A 17,405-nucleotide genomic window follows, 5' to 3' on the forward strand; every position below is an offset into this window, starting at 1 on the left:
TCAGGCTGGGTTAGGGATGTCGACGAACGTCACATCCAGATCGGTATTTTCATTCAGCCATTCGCTCAATGCACGAATACCGCCGCGTTCGGTAGCATGGTGACCGGCAGCATAGAAATGCAGTCCCTGCTCGCGGGCAGAGTGAATGGTTTGTTCAGAAACTTCCCCGGTAATAAAAGCATCAACACCAAAGCGGGCTGCGGTATCAATGAAACTTTGACCGCCCCCCGTACACCAGGCAACACGCTGAACGTTTTCAGGCCCGGTATCACCGCACCATAACGGTTTACGTCCCAGACGCGCTTCAATCCAGGATGCCAGTTCCAGCCCAGGAACCGGCATAGAGAGCTCCCCCCACGGTACCAGAGGCTCTATCTCCCCCATCACCGTGATCCCCAAGAGCGCGGCCAGCTGTGCGTTATTCCCCAGTTCGGGGTGGGCATCCAACGGCAGATGCCAGCCATACAGGTTGATGTCATTTTCCAGCAGCGTTTTCAGACGCCGGCGCTTCATGCCACGAATAACCGGAGATTCGCCTTTCCAGAAATAACCATGATGAACGATGACCGCATCGGCCCCAAGGCGAACAGCCTCATCCAGTAATGCCTGGCTTGCGGTTACGCCGGTCACGATTTTTTGCACCGTTTCTTTGCCCTCAACCTGCAAACCATTCGGTGCATAGTCGCTTATGGCTGCGCTGTTCAGCTTGTCGTTAATCAGTTGTTCCAGCTCGGTGTTTTTCATCATCGTCCTCATTGTCATAAATTCTGCCTGCCCAATCAGCAACACAGCTTCAGTTAAAATAGCGTCCTCATCTCCGTTCGTCGATAGCCATTTCGCTGACACATCAAGAAACAATCACGCGGCCTGTAAACGTAAATTGCTTACCACCATGAGATTTTATTCATGTATATTTATGCAATCAGACAGCATATTGCAAAAATAATCAGATCTGTATCAAAGTTACAACTTTAAGGAAACACACTCACACGGCACGTTCCTCCCGTCGTGAGGCATTTACTTCGAGAAAATAATGAATAAACAAGCATCTCAGCCGCGCGCGATTTATTACGTCGTCGCGCTGCAAATTTGGGAATACTTCAGTTTTTATGGCATGCGTGCACTGCTGATCCTGTATCTCACTAACCAGCTTAAGTACAACGATAGTCACGCGTATGAACTGTTCAGTGCTTACTGTTCGCTGGTGTATGTCACGCCTATTCTCGGGGGATACCTGGCGGATAAAGTGCTCGGTAACCGCATGGCGGTAATGATTGGCGCATTTTTGATGGCAGTGGGACATCTGGTCCTGGGCGCCAGTGAAATGGCTCCGGCGTTTCTCTATTTATCTCTGGCCATTATTGTCTGTGGCTACGGTTTGTTTAAATCCAACATCAGTTGCCTGCTGGGTGAATTGTATAAACCAGAAGATCCGCGCCGTGACGGCGGGTTCTCTCTGCTCTATGCCGCCGGTAACATTGGTTCAATTATTGCCCCTATCGCCTGCGGCTATGTGCAGGAAGAGTACAGTTGGGCAATGGGCTTTGCGCTGGCCGCTATCGGTATGCTGGCTGGGCTGGTCATTTTCTTATGCGGGAATCGTCATTTCGCTCACACCACCGGCGTCAACACAGCCGTGCTGTGTGCCAAATCGCTCATTCTGCCGAACTGGGCCTGGCTGCTGGTTCTGCTGGTCGCCGCACCGCTTTTAATTACCGTCCTGTTCTGGAAAGAGTGGTCCGTGTACGCGCTGATTGTCGCCACCGTCATTGGTTTGGCTGTTCTGGCAAAAATTTACCGTCAGGCGCAAACGCAGAAACAGCGTAAAGAGCTGGGGCTTATCGTCACGCTGACCTTCTTCAGCTTGTTGTTCTGGGCCTTTGCACAGCAGGGTGGTAGCTCCATCAGCTTGTATATCGACCGTTTTGTTAATCGCGACGTGATGGGATATTCAGTCCCTACTGCCATGTTTCAGTCGGTAAACGCCTTCGCCGTTATGTTGTGCGGTATCGTGCTGGCCTGGGTGGTCAAAGAAAGCGTGAGTGGCAATCGTACCGTTCGTATCTGGGGTAAGTTTGCTCTCGGTCTGGGGTTAATGAGTGCGGGTTTCTGTATTCTGACCTTAAGCGCCCGTTGGTCCGCAGCTTACGGCCACTCTTCCATGCCGCTGATGGTATTGGGGCTGGCGGTCATGGGCTTTGCCGAACTGTTTATCGACCCTGTCGCCATGTCACAAATTACGCGCATTGAGATCCCAGGGGTAACCGGCGTATTAACCGGCATCTATATGCTGCTTTCCGGGGCCATTGCCAACTACCTGGCGGGTGTGATTGCCGACCAGACATCACAGGGCGCGTTTGATGCTTCCGGTGCTATCAACTATTCCATCAACGCCTATATTGATGTCTTTAGCGAAATTACCTGGGGCGCGCTGGCCTGTGTGGCGTTGGTGCTGATGATTTGGTTATATCAATCACTCAAATTCAAAAATCGTCCGCTCGCGATAGAGTCCTGAGTTTACGGGCCCGACGATGTCATATGTCTCGGGCCTGTTGTGATCCGGCGATTACGAATGACGTGCTGCCTCATAGGCTGCCAGCGTGGCTAACCTTGCCTGCTTATGATCGACAATCGGACGAGGATAGTTGAGTGTCACCTGCATTTTCTCCGCCCACTGCCACGGTTCGTGAATGGCTTTTCCCGGTACATCGCGTAATTCCGGTACCCATTGGCGGATAAAATCACCGTCACGGTCGAATTTCTCCCCCTGCGTGGTGGGGTTAAAAATACGGAAATACGGCGCAGCATCCGTTCCGGTAGAAGCAGCCCACTGCCAGCCACCATTATTCGCCGCCAGATCACCGTCGATCAGTTGTGACATAAAATACTGCTCGCCTTTTCGCCAGTCGATCAGCAGGTCTTTCACCAAAAAGCTAGCCGCGATCATGCGTAAACGATTATGCATCCACCCTGTGCCGTTAAGCTGGCGCATCGCCGCATCTACGATTGGATACCCTGTATTTCCCGTCTGCCATGCCTGAAGATGCGTCACGCTATTTTGCCATTGCACACGATCAGTCCAGCGAATAAAGGGCTGATGCCGACACAGTGCGGGATAGTACGTCAGTAGATGGCGGTAAAATTCGCGCCAGATGAGCTCGTTTAGCCAAACGCTCCCGGCGCCTCCCTCTAGCGCCTGCGGTTGCTCGACTAACAAACGGTGCAGACACTGGCGCGGTGATAACCCACCGGTGGCAAGGCTTGCCGACAACCGGCTGGTGCCTTCATTTGCCGGGAAATCACGTTGTTGCTCATATTCTGCCGCGCCCTGCTGGCAAAACTGACGTAATTGCGCGATAACCGATTTTTCTTCTACCGGGAAAAGCGCCACATCAAAATCCTGCTGTGGATAATTGAGCGTAATTGGCGTTGATGGGGGGGGAATTGCGCCGCTTTCGCGGGCTTTTGGTGCCGCAACACACTCCGGGATACTGTCTTTTAACCGCTTCAGCCAGGCATTTTTAAACGGTGTAAAGACTTTATACATCTCATGATTCCCGGTCATTACCGCGCCCGGTGCCAGGATTACGCTATCGTCAAAACCCTCACAGACCACCTGCGATAATGATTTTTCAACCTGAGCATCGCGCTGGCGTTCGTTGATTTCGTACTGATAGTTATAAAACAGTCGGCTAACGTCATGCAGTGCGCAGACATTTTTGACTATCTCTACGCTGGCTGTGAAATCCCCGACGTCATAAACCAGCAGCGGGATGCCTTTTTCTGCCAGCGCCGTTTGCAGCGCATTCAACTGCTTGCCGACAAACGCCGCCTGACGCGGTGACATATCATGCGCTTTCCACTGTGCGGGCGTGGCAATATATAACGCCAATACCCGTGCCGAACGATCCCGACATGCCGCTGCCAGCGCAAGATTGTCATGCAAACGTAAATCTCGCCGAAACCAGACCAGATGAGTGGTCATAAAACTCCCAAATAAAAATTAAGCTTTGCCGTGTAAACGCAGAATCGCAGGCCAGAGTTCAAAGTAACGTTGCCCGGACAACCAGCTGTTCGGGTGCTCCGTCATATAGTGTTGGAGGAGCATCAATGGCGCAAGCAGCGGCTGCATCTCACGTCGATAGTTATCGATTATTGAGGTCAGTTCCTGACGTTGACGAAGATTGAGCTGGTTACGGAAATAGCCCTGCACATGCATCAGGACATTGGTATGGTTGCGTCGGGTCGCGTTATTAAACAACAGATGAATCAACCGTAAACGGTACTCCGTATAAAAAGCATCGAGGCTTGCCCATTCGTGGATTGCGGCAACAAAAGGGCCGAGCTCACGATACTCCGGTTGGGAGTGTGCCAATAACACCAGCTTGTAACGGGTGTGAAAATCAATCAATGCGCCACGTGATAATCCGCTCTGGCGCAGTCGGTGCAATTCATGCAAGGCATAAATACGTACCAGCGTATTCTCGTCGAACAGAAATTTATCGTTCGCTTCTGTGGTCAGACAGGCGCGGACACCAACAGGAACTCTCTTGCTCATCGCCACTCCTTATCCGTTACACAGGTAAGTGTAGACTGCGACGTATAAAAAAACCGCCACATTGCTGTTGGCGGTTTTTTTGAGCCTGGGCGGTAACTTAGTAGAAATCGCAGGTGGCTTTTTCAGCCTGCTCCATCCACACCGGCTTATCACTGGTTTTCGACCAGACGCGATGCAGGTAGCTGTAAAAACGGGCACGGTCTTTCCAGAACAGCATGACCGGCAGCGCCAGAACACCAGCCAGTACGGCAAAGGTACGGCGCAAGAAAACAATGTGTGCTGGATATTCTTTATAAAAGTCCATAATCCTCTCCCATATATCTGTTCGGTGAATCGCACCGGAAAATAAACTTGGTTAACTGATGAAAATAATACCGCCTTTTGTGTAATTTTGCTACTCATCCGACCACTTATTTTTATCTATTGATGCTCCGTTTAACGTAAATTCGTAATTAAGTTACACAAAGGTTAAATTAATACTAATCATTAGTTAAATAATGGTCTTTGCCATTTTTATACTTTTTTTACACCCCGCCCGCAGATTTTTGCGAAATCTTTGCAACCAAAAACCTACGCTCTGGTTATCACATTTATGCCACTGGAGGTGCACTGTGAGTGCAGGCGTGATAACCGGCATTGTGCTGGTCTTTTTGTTACTGGGTTATCTGGTGTATGCCTTGATTAATGCGGAGGCGTTCTGATGGCAGCGCAAGGATTTTTACTCATCGCCAGTTTCCTGCTGGTGCTGTTTGTTCTCGCCAGGCCGCTGGGCTTTGGGCTGGCGCGTCTTATCAACAACACATCCTTACCCGGCCTTGCCGGCGTTGAGCGTGTGCTGTGGCGTGGGCTGGGTATTTCGCAGCAGGAAATGACCTGGCTGCACTATTTGCTGGCGATCCTCGCACTTAATATCCTCGGCCTGCTGATACTGTTTGCGATGTTAATGGCGCAAAACCTGCTGCCGCTGAATCCGCAACAGTTACCGGGGCTATCGTGGGATCTCGCGCTCAATACCGCTGTTAGTTTTGTGACCAACACCAACTGGCAGTCCTATGCGGGTGAAACCACTTTAAGCTACTTCAGCCAGATGGCCGGCCTGACCGTGCAGAATTTCCTGTCTGCGGCGACCGGTATTGCGGTGATCTTTGCCCTGGCTCGCGCCTTTACGCGCCAGAGCATGAACACGCTGGGCAACGCCTGGGTGGATCTGGTTCGCATTACGCTGTGGATATTGCTGCCGATTTCTCTGCTCATCGCGCTGTTTTTCATCCAACAAGGTGCGCTGCAAAACCTGCTGCCTTATCAGGCGATCACCACGCTCGAAGGGACAAAACAACTGCTACCGATGGGACCTGTCGCCTCACAAGAGGCCATTAAGATGCTCGGTACCAACGGCGGCGGCTTTTTTAATGCCAACTCCTCACATCCGTTTGAAAACCCAACCGCACTGACCAACCTGGTCCAGATGCTGGCAATCTTCTTAATTCCCACGGCGCTGTGTTTCGCCTTCGGCGACGTCGTGGGCGATCGCCGACAGGGACGCACCCTGCTGTGGACTATGTCGCTTATTTTTGTTGTTTGCGTGGCGGTTGTAATGTGGGCCGAAGTGCAGGGTAACCCGCATCTGATGGCGTTTGGCGCAGACAGCAATATCAACATGGAAGGTAAAGAGAGCCGCTTTGGCGTGCTGGTCAGTAGTCTGTTTGCAGTCGTCACGACAGCCGCATCCTGTGGCGCAGTCATTGCTATGCACGACTCCTTCACTGCGCTGGGCGGCATGGTACCGATGTGGTTAATGCAGATTGGCGAAGTGGTGTTCGGCGGTGTGGGGTCTGGGTTGTACGGCATGCTGTTGTTCGTGCTGCTGGCGGTCTTTATTGCCGGACTGATGATTGGTCGCACGCCGGAATATCTGGGTAAAAAAATCGATGTCCGCGAAATGAAAATGACCGCGCTGGCGATTCTGGTTACCCCTGCGCTGGTTCTGCTTGGGACAGCGATAGCCATGATGAGCGATGCTGGGCGTAGCGCCATGCTCAATCCCGGGCCGCATGGTTTTAGCGAAGTGCTGTATGCCGTGTCGTCCGCCTCGAACAACAACGGTAGCGCCTTCGCCGGGTTAAGCGCCAACAGCCCGTTCTGGAACTGCCTGCTGGCCTTATGCATGTTCTTCGGCCGCTTCGGCGTCATTATCCCGGTGATGGCGATTGCCGGTTCACTTGTTGGTAAAAAGAGCCAGCCAGCAAGTCCCGGCACGCTACCTACCCACGGTGCGCTGTTTGTTGGGTTGTTGATCGGTACCGTGTTGCTGGTTGGCGCCCTCACCTTTGTTCCTGCACTGGCGCTTGGCCCGGTAGCAGAATACCTCTCTTTACGTTGAGTGATGCGGAGCACATGACTATGAGTCGCAAGCAACTGGCGCTGTTCGAACCTTCTCTGGTCGCACAAGCGCTGATGGACGCCGTGAAAAAATTAAGTCCACATACTCAGTGGCGTAACCCGGTGATGTTTATCGTCTGGCTGGGCAGCCTGCTGACCACCCTGTTAACGGTGGCGATGGCGACAGGCCATATGTCAGGTAATCCACTGTTTACCGGCGCGATAAGCCTCTGGCTGTGGGTGACTGTTCTGTTCGCTAACTTTGCAGAAGCGCTGGCTGAAGGGCGTAGTAAAGCGCAGGCCAACAGCCTGAAAGGGGTTAAAAAAACCGCCTTTGCCCGCAAACTTCGTGAACCGAAATATGGTGCGCAAATGGATCACGTGCCAGCCGAAGAGTTACGTAAAGGGGATATCGTGCTGGTGGAAGCTGGCGATATTATCCCGTGTGACGGCGAAGTTATCGAAGGCGGCGCCTCGGTGGATGAAAGCGCCATTACCGGTGAGTCCGCGCCTGTAATCCGTGAATCCGGCGGCGATTTTGCCTCCGTCACTGGCGGGACACGCATTCTCTCGGACTGGCTGGTGATCGCGTGTAGCGTCAACCCCGGAGAAACATTCCTCGACCGAATGATTGCCATGGTTGAAGGCGCACAGCGGCGTAAAACGCCCAATGAAATCGCGCTGACGATCCTGCTGATTGCCCTGACTATCGTCTTTCTGCTGGCAACCGCCACGTTGTGGCCGTTCTCTGCCTGGGGCGGCAGTGCAGTCAGCATCACGGTATTGGTTGCGCTGCTGGTCTGTCTGATCCCCACCACGATCGGTGGGCTGCTCTCCGCGATTGGCGTCGCCGGGATGAGCCGCATGCTGGGTGCGAACGTTATCGCCACCAGCGGACGTGCGGTAGAAGCGGCTGGTGATGTGGACGTACTGCTGTTGGATAAAACCGGCACCATCACGCTGGGTAACCGTCAGGCTTCTGATTTTCTGCCCGCCCAGGGCGTGGACGAAAAAACGCTGGCCGATGCCGCGCAGCTTTCATCACTGGCCGATGAAACACCGGAAGGTCGCAGCATCGTTGTCCTGGCTAAACAGCGCTTTAACCTGCGTATTCGTGACGTACAGTCGCTCCATGCCACCTTTGTGCCGTTTACCGCGCAGAGTCGGATGAGCGGTATCAACATCGACAACCGGATGATCCGCAAAGGCTCGGTTGATGCCATTCGTCGTCACGTCGAAGCTAACGGCGGCCACTTCCCTGCCGATGTGGAGCAGAAGGTCGAAAACGTTGCTCGCCTTGGCGCAACGCCGCTGGTGGTGGCCGAAGGCTCCCACGTACTGGGTGTGATTGCCCTGAAAGATATCGTAAAAGGTGGGATTAAAGAACGGTTTGCCCAACTGCGCAAAATGGGCATCAAAACAGTGATGATCACCGGCGATAACCGCCTGACTGCTGCAGCAATCGCCGCAGAGGCCGGTGTGGATGACTTCTTAGCCGAAGCCACACCGGAAGCCAAGCTGGCGCTAATTCGTCAGTATCAGGCAGAAGGTCGTCTGGTGGCGATGACCGGAGACGGAACTAACGACGCTCCAGCCCTTGCGCAGGCCGATGTTGCCGTTGCCATGAACTCCGGAACCCAGGCAGCGAAAGAAGCGGGCAATATGGTGGATCTCGACTCCAACCCCACCAAACTGATTGAAGTGGTGCACATTGGTAAACAGATGCTGATGACGCGTGGGTCGCTGACCACCTTTAGTATCGCCAACGACGTTGCGAAATATTTCGCCATCATCCCGGCTGCGTTCGCCGCAACTTACCCGCAGCTTAACGCACTGAACGTCATGCGACTGCATTCGCCGGATTCGGCGATCCTCAGCGCCGTCATCTTCAATGCGCTGGTCATCGTCTTCCTGATCCCACTGGCGCTGAAAGGCGTGAGCTATAAGCCGTTATCCGCTTCCGCGATGCTGCGCCGCAATCTGTGGATCTACGGCCTGGGTGGCCTGGTTGTGCCGTTTATCGGTATCAAAGTAATTGATTTACTACTGACCCTGCTGGGTCTGGTGTGAGGTTTCAGATGAGTGGATTACGTCCTGCATTATCAACATTGCTTTTCCTGATGCTTATCACCGGCGGTGTTTATCCGCTGCTGACCACCGCGCTGGGGCAGTGGTGGTTCCCCCACCAGGCTAACGGGTCGCTTCTGCGTGAGGGTCAGATAATTCGCGGTTCTGCACTGATCGGGCAAAATTTTACCGCCGCGGGTTATTTTCATGGACGCCCCTCAGCCACAGCGGAAATGCCCTATAATCCAATGGCTTCAGGCGGCAGTAATCTGGCAGCCAGCAACCCGGAACTGGATAAACAGCTGCAAAGCCGGATTGCCGCGCTGCGTGCCGCCAACCCGCAGGCAAATCCTACCGTTCCGGTTGAACTGGTAACAGCTTCCGCCAGCGGGCTGGATAACAACCTGACGCCAGCTGCGGTGGCCTGGCAAATCCCGCGCGTGGCGCAAGCCCGCAACCTCAGCGTTGAAGAAGTCACGCGCCTGGTTGCACAATACACGCAAAAGCCACTGGTCAGTTTTATCGGCCAGCCGGTAGTTAACCTGGTAGAACTTAATTTAGCGCTGGATAAGCACTGAGAAAAAGGACATGCATAGCGAACCCCTACGTCCTAACCCCGATCGCCTGCTGGAGCAGACCACGGCGCCGCACCGGGGAAAACTGAAAATTTTCTTCGGCGCCTGTGCGGGCGTGGGGAAAACCTGGGCCATGCTGGCGGAGGCCCAGCGACTGCGGTCGCAGGGGTTGGATGTGCTGATTGGCGTGGTGGAAACCCACGGGCGCAAGGAGACCGCCGCACTGCTTGACGGTCTCACCGTGCTGCCGTTGAAACGTCAGGCACACCGTGGGCGGCATATCAGCGAGTTCGATCTTGATGCCGCCCTCGCCCGCCGCCCGGCGCTGATTTTGATGGACGAACTGGCGCACAGCAATGCGCCAGGCTCACGCCACCCCCGCCGCTGGCAGGATATTGAAGAACTGCTGGAAGCCGGGATTGATGTTTTTACCACCGTTAACGTTCAGCACCTGGAAAGCCTGAATGATGTGGTCAGCGGCGTCACCGGTATTCAGGTTCGCGAAACCGTCCCCGATCCTTTTTTCGATGCCGCTGACGACGTGGTACTGGTCGATCTCCCTCCCGACGATTTGCGTCAGCGCCTGAACGAAGGCAAGGTCTATATTGCCGGTCAGGCAGAGCGTGCAATCGAGCATTTCTTCCGCAAAGGTAATTTGATAGCGCTGCGCGAACTGGCGCTGCGACGCACCGCCGATCGGGTGGACGATCAGATGCGTGCCTGGCGGGGGCGTCCGGGAGAAGAAAAAGTCTGGCATACTCGCGATGCCATTTTACTGTGTATTGGACACAACACCGGCAGCGAGAAACTGGTGCGAGCGGCTGCACGCCTGGCGGCGCGTCTGGGTAGCGTCTGGCATGCGGTATATGTTGAAACACCTGCGCTACACCGGCTACCCGAAAAACGGCGGCGGGCAATCTTAAGCGCGCTGCGACTGGCACAGGAACTGGGGGCTGAAACGGCCACTCTCTCCGACCCTGCCGAAGATAAAGCGGTGATCCGCTATGCCCGTGAGCATAATCTGGGGAAAATTGTCCTCGGGCGTCCAACTACACGTCGCTGGTGGCGCAGCGACTCCTTTGCTGACAAGCTGGCCCATCGCGCACCGGATCTCGATCTGATGATTGTAGCCCTCGATGAGCCCCCTGCACGCCCTGTGCTGCAAACCGCAGATAACCGCACCTTTAAGGATAAATGGCGGGTACAAATCCGGGGTTGTGTGGTCGCTGCTGCATTGTGTGCTGTTACGACATTGATTGCCATGCAGTGGTTGGTTGCATTTGACGCAGCCAACCTAGTGATGCTCTATCTACTGGGCGTGGTGGTGATCGCCCTGTTCTACGGGCGCTGGCCATCGGTGGTGGCGACGTTTATCAACGTCGCCAGCTTTGATCTCTTCTTTATTGCGCCACGCGGCACGCTTGCCGTTTCCGACGTCCAGTACCTGCTTACCTTTGCCGTGATGCTAACGGTAGGTCTGGTTATCGGTAATCTGACCGCCGGGGTGCGTTATCAGGCCCGGGTTGCACGTTATCGTGAACAGCGTACGCGTCATTTGTATGAGATGTCGAAAGCACTGGCTGTAGGGCGCAGCCAACAGGATATCGCCGCCACCAGCGAACAGTTTATCGCTTCAACGTTCCAGGCCCGCAGCCAGGTTTTACTGCCCGGCGAGAACGGTAAGCTGGCCCCTCTCACCCATCAACAGGGCATGACGCCTTGGGATGACGCTATTGCCCAATGGAGCTTTGATAAAGGGCAACCCGCCGGCGCAGGCACTGACACCTTACCCGGCGTGCCGTATCAAATTTTACCGTTAAAAAGCGCCGACAAAACGCATGGGCTGCTGGTCGTGGAACCAGGAAATTTACGCCAGTTGATGATCCCCGAACAGCAACGCCTGCTGGAAACCTTCACTTTACTGGTCGCCAGTGCGCTGGAACGCCTGACGCTAACCGCCAGCGAAGAGCAGGCCCGATTTGCCAGCGAGCGCGAAAGTATTCGCAACGCCCTGCTCGCTGCTCTGTCCCACGATTTGCGCACGCCATTGACGGTGTTGTTCGGCCAGGCAGAAATCTTAACGCTGGATCTGGCAAGCGAAGGATCGCCGCACGCACGTCAGGCCAGCGAAATTCGCCAGCACGTCCTGAACACGACCCGACTGGTGAATAACCTGCTGGATATGGCGCGAATTCAGTCTGGCGGCTTTAATCTTAAGAAGGAGTGGTTAACGCTGGAAGAGGTGGTCGGCAGCGCCCTGCAGATGCTGGAGCCAGGTCTCTCTGCCCCGATAAATCTGTCGTTACCAGAACCGTTGACATTGATTCACGTCGATGGCCCGCTCTTTGAACGGGTGCTGATTAATCTGCTGGAAAATGCCGTCAAATACGCGGGCCCACAGGCGCAGATCGGTATTGATGCCAGCGTTGATGGCGAACACCTGCAACTGGACGTCTGGGATAATGGGCCGGGTGTTCCATCGGGTATGGAACAGCGCGTTTTTGACAAATTTTCTCGGGGAAATAAAGAGTCATCGGTGCCAGGCGTTGGGCTGGGGGTGGCAATTTGTCAGGCCATTGTAGACGTGCATGGCGGGACTATTTCTGTCCACAATCGCGCGCAGGGAGGAGCATGTTTTCGTGTTACACTGCCCCAGGAAATTCCCCCTGAACTTGAAGATTTTCATGAGGATATGTGACGAACGTACTGATTGTTGAAGATGAACAGGCCATTCGCCGCTTTCTACGCACCGCGCTGGAGGCCGATGGGCTACGTGTATTTGAAGCGGAAACGCTGCAACGTGGTCTGCTGGAAGCCGCCACGCGAAAACCCGATCTCATCATTCTCGATCTCGGCCTGCCGGATGGCGACGGCATTGATTTTATTCGCGACCTGCGTCAATGGAGCGCGATCCCGGTGATTGTGCTTTCAGCCCGCAGTGAGGAAAGCGATAAAATCGCCGCGCTGGATGCCGGAGCCGATGACTATCTCAGCAAACCTTTTGGTATTGGCGAGCTGCAGGCGCGATTGCGTGTGGCATTGCGTCGCCACGCCAGCGGGACGTCTCCCGAACCGGTCGTGCATTTTTCTAATGTTAAAGTGGATATCGCCGCCCGCCTCGTACACCGGGGTGACGAAGAAATTCATTTGACGCCGATTGAGTTTCGCCTGTTAGCGGTACTGCTGAATAACGCCGGGAAGGTGCTGACGCAACGTCAGTTATTGAATCAGGTTTGGGGACCAAACGCCGTCGAACACAGTCACTATCTGCGTATTTATATGGGACACCTGCGCCAGAAGCTGGAACTGGACCCGGCCCGCCCGCGTCATTTTCTGACCGAAACCGGGATTGGTTATCGGTTTATGCCGTGAATATGCACTGAATAAAAAAGCCGGATCAGCTGATACGCTATCCGGCTTTTTCATCATTCATACCGGATGACGACGCTAGCGTCTTATCCGGCAGGTGATTTATGCGTTTTTCAACACTTCGCTGACAATCTCGACCGCTTCTTTCTCGATCTGCTTGCGGTGTTCCTCACCGAGGAAGCTTTCGCAGTAGATCTTGTAAGCATCTTCGGTACCAGAAGGACGCGCAGCAAACCAGCCGTTATCGGTCATCACCTTCAGGCCGCCAATCGATGCGCCGTTGCCCGGTGCCGCCGTCAGACGCGCAGTGATCGGGTCGCCCGCCAGCGTGCTGGCGCTCACCATTTCCGGAGAGAGCTTAGACAACGCCGCTTTCTGCGCGGAGGTGGCCCCAGCCTGAATTCGGTTGTAGCTCGGTGCGCCAAAGCGAGCAGCCAGTTCGTTGTAGTGCTCCTGCGGGTTCTTACCGGTCACTGCGGTAATTTCTGCCGCCAGCAGGCACATGATGATGCCATCTTTGTCGGTTGACCACGGTGTACCGTCGAAACGCAGGAAAGATGCCCCCGCGCTCTCTTCCCCACCAAAGCCAAAACTGCCGTCAAACAGACCGTCAACAAACCATTTAAAGCCAACCGGCACTTCAACCAGTTTACGCCCTAACTCATTCACTACACGGTCAATCATCGCCGATGACACCAGCGTCTTACCGACGGCAACATCTTTGCCCCACTGCGGACGATGCTGGAACAGGTAGTTGATCGCTACCGCCAGATAGTGGTTCGGATTCATCAGTCCAGCCGGTGTTACGATACCGTGGCGGTCATAGTCCGGGTCATTGGCAAATGCCAAATCGAATTTGTCACGCAGCGCCAGCAGACCGGCCATCGCGCACTCGGAGGAACAGTCCATACGAATGGCGCCGTCTTTATCGAGATGCATAAAGCGGAAAGTCTGGTCGACCTGATCGTTAACGAGGGTCAGATTCAGGTTGTAGTGCTGAGCGATACGTTTCCAGTATTCGATACCGGAACCACCCAGTGGATCAACGCCCAGCGTCAGACCCGCTTTCTGGATTGCCGCCATATCGACGATATCTGCCAGCCCTTCCACGAAGGGTTGAACCAGGTCTTGTTCTTTAACATGACCGGACGCCAGCGCGGCATCCAGCGGAATACGCTTCACGCCTTTCAGACCATCAGCCAACAGTGCATTAGCCCTGTCTTCTACGACTTTGGTGACGTTGGTATCTGCCGGGCCACCGTTTGGCGGGTTGTATTTAATTCCGCCGTCTTCTGGTGGGTTATGGGACGGCGTGATCACAATGCCGTCAGCCAGCGGACCGCCTTTTTTATTGTGGACCAGGATAGCATTCGACACGGCAGGGGTGGGCGTAAAGCCGTTGTTTTCCTGCACAATGACATCAACACCGTTCGCTGCCAGCACTTCCAGCACAGAGATGAAAGCCGGTTCAGACAACGCGTGGGTATCCTTGCCCACATAGCACGGGCCTGTAATCCCGTTTTTCGCACGTTCTTCGGCAATCGCCTGAGCGATAGCCAGAATATGCGGCTCATTAAAACTATGACGACCCGCACTACCGCGATGTCCGGACGTACCGAACTTAACGGCGTGCTCAGCGTTCCCTGCTGTTGGTTTCAGTACATAGTACTGTGCCGTCAGTTGGGCGACGTTAATCAAATCACTCTGTTGCGCAGGTTGACCTGCACGGTTGTGGATTGCCATTGCCTGGTCCTTCTAATGCAAGGATTAAATTGTTCCGCAAACCTTTTCAATCAACTCCGCGGGGAATTGCATTGACTGCATGATGTGTTCAACCATGCTGCATTTACGGCCGGTATTGGTATTGGTGATCACCCAATATGGCGTGCCTGGCACGTGTTTCGGTTTGGTTTGATTACCATTTTTCAGCAACGTCTGTTCATCCGCTGCAAAATAAACGCGCGTACGTCCGTGCAACGATTCCGTTGCTTCGGCGAACGCGTTGTTATCCAGTGAGTAAAGTGTAGACAGCACCAGCATAAATCGATTCACTGCTTTTTTCTGTTCCGCATATTCATCGGAAAGCAGCAGTTCACGCATGGCGCGCACTTTGTCTTTCGTAGGGTTGACCGGCTTGGCTTCCACGACAGGTTGTACCGCGCGGACTTCTTTTACTACCGGAGTGACAGGCTGTGATGCGGCGGAAAACTTCAACATACGCCGTAAAATGTCGGATGCGCTCTCGCCAATATGCTTGGTGTGGCTGGCAATATAGCTATAGAGTTCATCATCAACTTCAATCGTTTTCATCTTAATCCAGTGCAATGTTTGGCTGAATACAAGTTGTCAGGACTTTACACGCTGTAGTGTAAAGGCAAATCCTAACAGCGGATAGCGTCAAGCCTGGTGACCAGCAAAACTCGGAGTAACCGTAGTTGTTGCAGCCATGTGGCAGAATGGTCAACATGATACCCTAACCCGTCAGTGTGAAAAAAAGAACTTTGCCATGAAATTGAATATCCGAGCGCAATCTGCGCAAAACCCGCACAATAATTCTCCCATCGTCCTGGTTCACGGCCTGTTTGGCAGTCTGGATAACCTCGGGATCCTGGCACGCGATCTCGTGGCCGATCACGACATCATCCAGGTTGATATGCGAAATCATGGTCTCTCCCCTCGTTCACCTGAGATGAATTATCCGGCCATGGCGCAAGATCTGCTGGATACGCTGGACGCCAGGCAGATTGAAAAAGCGATCTTTATTGGCCACTCGATGGGCGGTAAAGCCGTTATGGCGCTGACTGCGCTGGCTCCTGAACGTGTCGAACGGCTGGTCGCCATCGACATTGCTCCCGTTGACTACCATGTTCGCCGCCACGATGAGATTTTTGCTGCCATTAACGCAGTCACCGACGCGCAATCCTCTTCGCGCCAGCAGGCGGCGAGCGTTATGCGTCAGCACCTGCAAGAAGAAGGCGTGATCCAGTTTCTGCTGAAATCCTTTGTTGACGGCGAGTGGCGCTTTAACGTTCCCGTATTGTGGGATCAATATCCGCATATCGTCGGTTGGGAGACCATTCCGGCGTGGGAACACCCGGCGCTGTTTATCCCCGGCGGTAATTCACCTTATGTGACCGAAGCGTATCGCGAACAGCTGCTGGCGCAATTCCCGCAGGCCCGCGCACACGTTATTGCCGGCGCAGGCCATTGGGTACATGCGGAAAAACCCGATGCGGTGCTGCGCGCCATCCGTCGTTATCTGAGCGAGCAGGTTAACTGATTAAAAACTCAGCGTCCGCGCGTGATTACGCGCGTGGGCGTTGGCGCGCCTCCCCTGCTGATGTATTATGGCGCGCTATCCATCCGGGCGGACGCCTGGCTGATTGTTTCCCCGAAGTCACCAAGATCATGGCCAAAGAACAAACGGACCGTACGACATTAGATCTGTTCGCGCAGGAGCGTCGCCCGGGACGACCCAAAACTAATCCGCTCTCGCGTGATGAACAGTTACGTATTAACAAACGTAATCAGCTTAAACGCGACAAAGTTCGCGGGCTTAAGCGTGTCGAACTGAAACTGAACGCCGATGCCGTTGACGCTCTGAACGAGCTGGCCGAGGCACGCAACATGAGTCGCAGTGAACTCATCGAAGAGATGCTGATGAACCAACTCACCGCATTGCGCGGTCAGGCTTAGTCTGAATTTCTGCTCTAAATCATAAATCGTGTAGCACAGAGTGCAGTCCTGCGTGTTTGCTGTTTCCGCATGCCTGACTGTTCTGCTATGATTGCCCTTATCCGTGGGCAATGCGCCACCACCATTTCAATAAGTTTCAAGAGGTTATTTTACTCATGGCAATCACTGGCATCTTTTTCGGCAGCGACACCGGTAATACCGAAAATATCGCAAAAATGATTCAAAAACAGCTTGGTAAAGACGTTGCCGATGTACATGACATTGCAAAAAGCAGCAAAGAAGACCTGGAAGGGTATGACATTCTGCTGCTCGGCATCCCAACCTGGTACTACGGTGAAGCGCAGTGCGACTGGGACGACTTCTTCCCTACTCTCGAAGACATTGATTTTAACGGTAAACTGGTGGCATTGTTCGGCTGTGGCGACCAGGAAGATTACGCAGAATATTTCTGTGATGCGTTAGGCACCATCCGTGACATCATTGAGCCGCGCGGCGCCACCATCGTCGGCCACTGGCCAACGGCGGGTTACCATTTTGAAGCGTCTAAAGGTCTGGCAGATGACGACCACTTTGTCGGTCTGGCTATCGATGAAGATCGCCAGCCGGAACTGACCGCTGAACGCGTAGAAAAATGGGTTAAGCAGATCTCTGAAGAGCTGCACCTCGACGAAATCATCAATGCCTGATTTCGTGCGGCGTAGATATTCATCTGCGCCGCATCAATAGATAGAACCAATCAAAATAATTGCTACAAATTTGTA

16 protein-coding genes are annotated in these 17,405 nt (G+C 53.9%); 10 read left to right on the top strand and 6 right to left on the bottom strand.

Annotated features, from left to right (window positions below; genetic code table 11):
• A complete protein-coding gene (ybgI, locus tag FDX24_RS16525; RefSeq protein WP_105242157.1) occupies positions 1 to 744 on the bottom strand; it encodes a radiation resistance protein YbgI in 744 nt (247 codons plus the stop codon).
• A gap of 289 nt (positions 745 to 1,033) precedes the next feature.
• Here ybgI and dtpD point away from each other — a divergent pair, with 289 nt between their 5' ends.
• Positions 1,034 to 2,515: a dipeptide permease DtpD gene (gene dtpD / locus FDX24_RS16530; RefSeq protein WP_137364632.1), complete on the top strand. Its 1,482-nt coding sequence runs from the start codon at positions 1,034 to 1,036 to the stop codon at positions 2,513 to 2,515.
• Between the two features lie 51 nt (positions 2,516 to 2,566).
• Here dtpD and phrB read toward each other — a convergent pair whose 3' ends face one another.
• The 3 genes from phrB to FDX24_RS16545 form a co-directional block, all read right to left on the bottom strand.
• Positions 2,567 to 3,985, bottom strand: coding sequence for a deoxyribodipyrimidine photo-lyase (gene phrB / locus FDX24_RS16535; RefSeq protein ID WP_137364633.1), 1,419 nt, complete (start codon positions 3,983 to 3,985; stop codon positions 2,567 to 2,569).
• Positions 3,986 to 4,003: 18 nt separating this feature from the next.
• Positions 4,004 to 4,558: a DUF1722 domain-containing protein gene (locus FDX24_RS16540; protein ID WP_137345348.1), complete on the bottom strand. Its 555-nt coding sequence runs from the start codon at positions 4,556 to 4,558 to the stop codon at positions 4,004 to 4,006.
• A gap of 97 nt (positions 4,559 to 4,655) precedes the next feature.
• Positions 4,656 to 4,862 (bottom strand): YbfA family protein, encoded by a 207-nt coding sequence (locus FDX24_RS16545; RefSeq protein ID WP_005122569.1) that lies wholly within the window; start codon positions 4,860 to 4,862, stop codon positions 4,656 to 4,658.
• Positions 4,863 to 5,169: 307 nt separating this feature from the next.
• Between FDX24_RS16545 and kdpF the strand changes: the two genes are divergently transcribed.
• Genes kdpF through kdpE form a run of 6 tightly spaced genes read left to right on the top strand, consistent with a single transcriptional unit; the run spans position 5,170 to position 12,951 of the window.
• Positions 5,170 to 5,259: a K(+)-transporting ATPase subunit F gene (gene kdpF, locus FDX24_RS16550; RefSeq protein WP_001670793.1), complete on the top strand. Its 90-nt coding sequence runs from the start codon at positions 5,170 to 5,172 to the stop codon at positions 5,257 to 5,259.
• Entirely contained in the window at positions 5,259 to 6,938 is a 1,680-nt protein-coding gene (gene kdpA, locus FDX24_RS16555; RefSeq protein WP_137364634.1) for a potassium-transporting ATPase subunit KdpA, read from the top strand. Before kdpF ends, kdpA begins: the two co-directional genes overlap by 1 nt.
• A 20-nt stretch (positions 6,939 to 6,958) precedes the next feature.
• A complete protein-coding gene (gene kdpB / locus FDX24_RS16560; RefSeq protein WP_061067530.1) occupies positions 6,959 to 9,007 on the top strand; it encodes a potassium-transporting ATPase subunit KdpB in 2,049 nt (682 codons plus the stop codon).
• 8 nt (positions 9,008 to 9,015) lie between these two features.
• Positions 9,016 to 9,582, top strand: coding sequence for a potassium-transporting ATPase subunit KdpC (gene kdpC, locus FDX24_RS16565; RefSeq protein ID WP_137364635.1), 567 nt, complete (start codon positions 9,016 to 9,018; stop codon positions 9,580 to 9,582).
• Between the two features lie 10 nt (positions 9,583 to 9,592).
• Positions 9,593 to 12,277, top strand: coding sequence for a two-component system sensor histidine kinase KdpD (gene kdpD / locus FDX24_RS16570; RefSeq protein ID WP_137364636.1), 2,685 nt, complete (start codon positions 9,593 to 9,595; stop codon positions 12,275 to 12,277).
• Positions 12,274 to 12,951 (top strand): two-component system response regulator KdpE, encoded by a 678-nt coding sequence (gene kdpE / locus FDX24_RS16575; RefSeq protein WP_005121396.1) that lies wholly within the window; start codon positions 12,274 to 12,276, stop codon positions 12,949 to 12,951. Before kdpD ends, kdpE begins: the two co-directional genes overlap by 4 nt.
• Before the next feature lie 99 nt (positions 12,952 to 13,050).
• Here kdpE and pgm read toward each other — a convergent pair whose 3' ends face one another.
• Together pgm and seqA are read right to left on the bottom strand one after the other, a co-directional pair.
• Positions 13,051 to 14,691, bottom strand: coding sequence for a phosphoglucomutase (alpha-D-glucose-1,6-bisphosphate-dependent) (gene pgm / locus FDX24_RS16580; protein ID WP_061067528.1), 1,641 nt, complete (start codon positions 14,689 to 14,691; stop codon positions 13,051 to 13,053).
• A 24-nt stretch (positions 14,692 to 14,715) separates the two neighbouring features.
• A complete protein-coding gene (gene seqA, locus FDX24_RS16585; RefSeq protein ID WP_061067527.1) occupies positions 14,716 to 15,258 on the bottom strand; it encodes a replication initiation negative regulator SeqA in 543 nt (180 codons plus the stop codon).
• A gap of 196 nt (positions 15,259 to 15,454) precedes the next feature.
• On the opposite strand from seqA, the gene ybfF reads away from it, so the two are divergent.
• From ybfF to fldA, 3 genes are all read left to right on the top strand, one after another.
• A complete protein-coding gene (gene ybfF, locus FDX24_RS16590) occupies positions 15,455 to 16,228 on the top strand; it encodes an esterase (protein WP_101742421.1) in 774 nt (257 codons plus the stop codon).
• A 128-nt stretch (positions 16,229 to 16,356) separates the two neighbouring features.
• A complete protein-coding gene (gene ybfE / locus FDX24_RS16595; protein ID WP_005121400.1) occupies positions 16,357 to 16,644 on the top strand; it encodes a LexA regulated protein in 288 nt (95 codons plus the stop codon).
• 155 nt (positions 16,645 to 16,799) lie between these two features.
• Entirely contained in the window at positions 16,800 to 17,330 is a 531-nt protein-coding gene (gene fldA, locus FDX24_RS16600) for a flavodoxin FldA (RefSeq protein WP_003022839.1), read from the top strand.
• The last annotated feature ends 75 nt before the right edge of the window (positions 17,331 to 17,405 follow it).

Origin of the sequence: Citrobacter sp. wls716 (assembly GCF_005280975.1) — a bacterium.
GTDB lineage: Bacteria > Pseudomonadota > Gammaproteobacteria > Enterobacterales > Enterobacteriaceae > Citrobacter > Citrobacter youngae.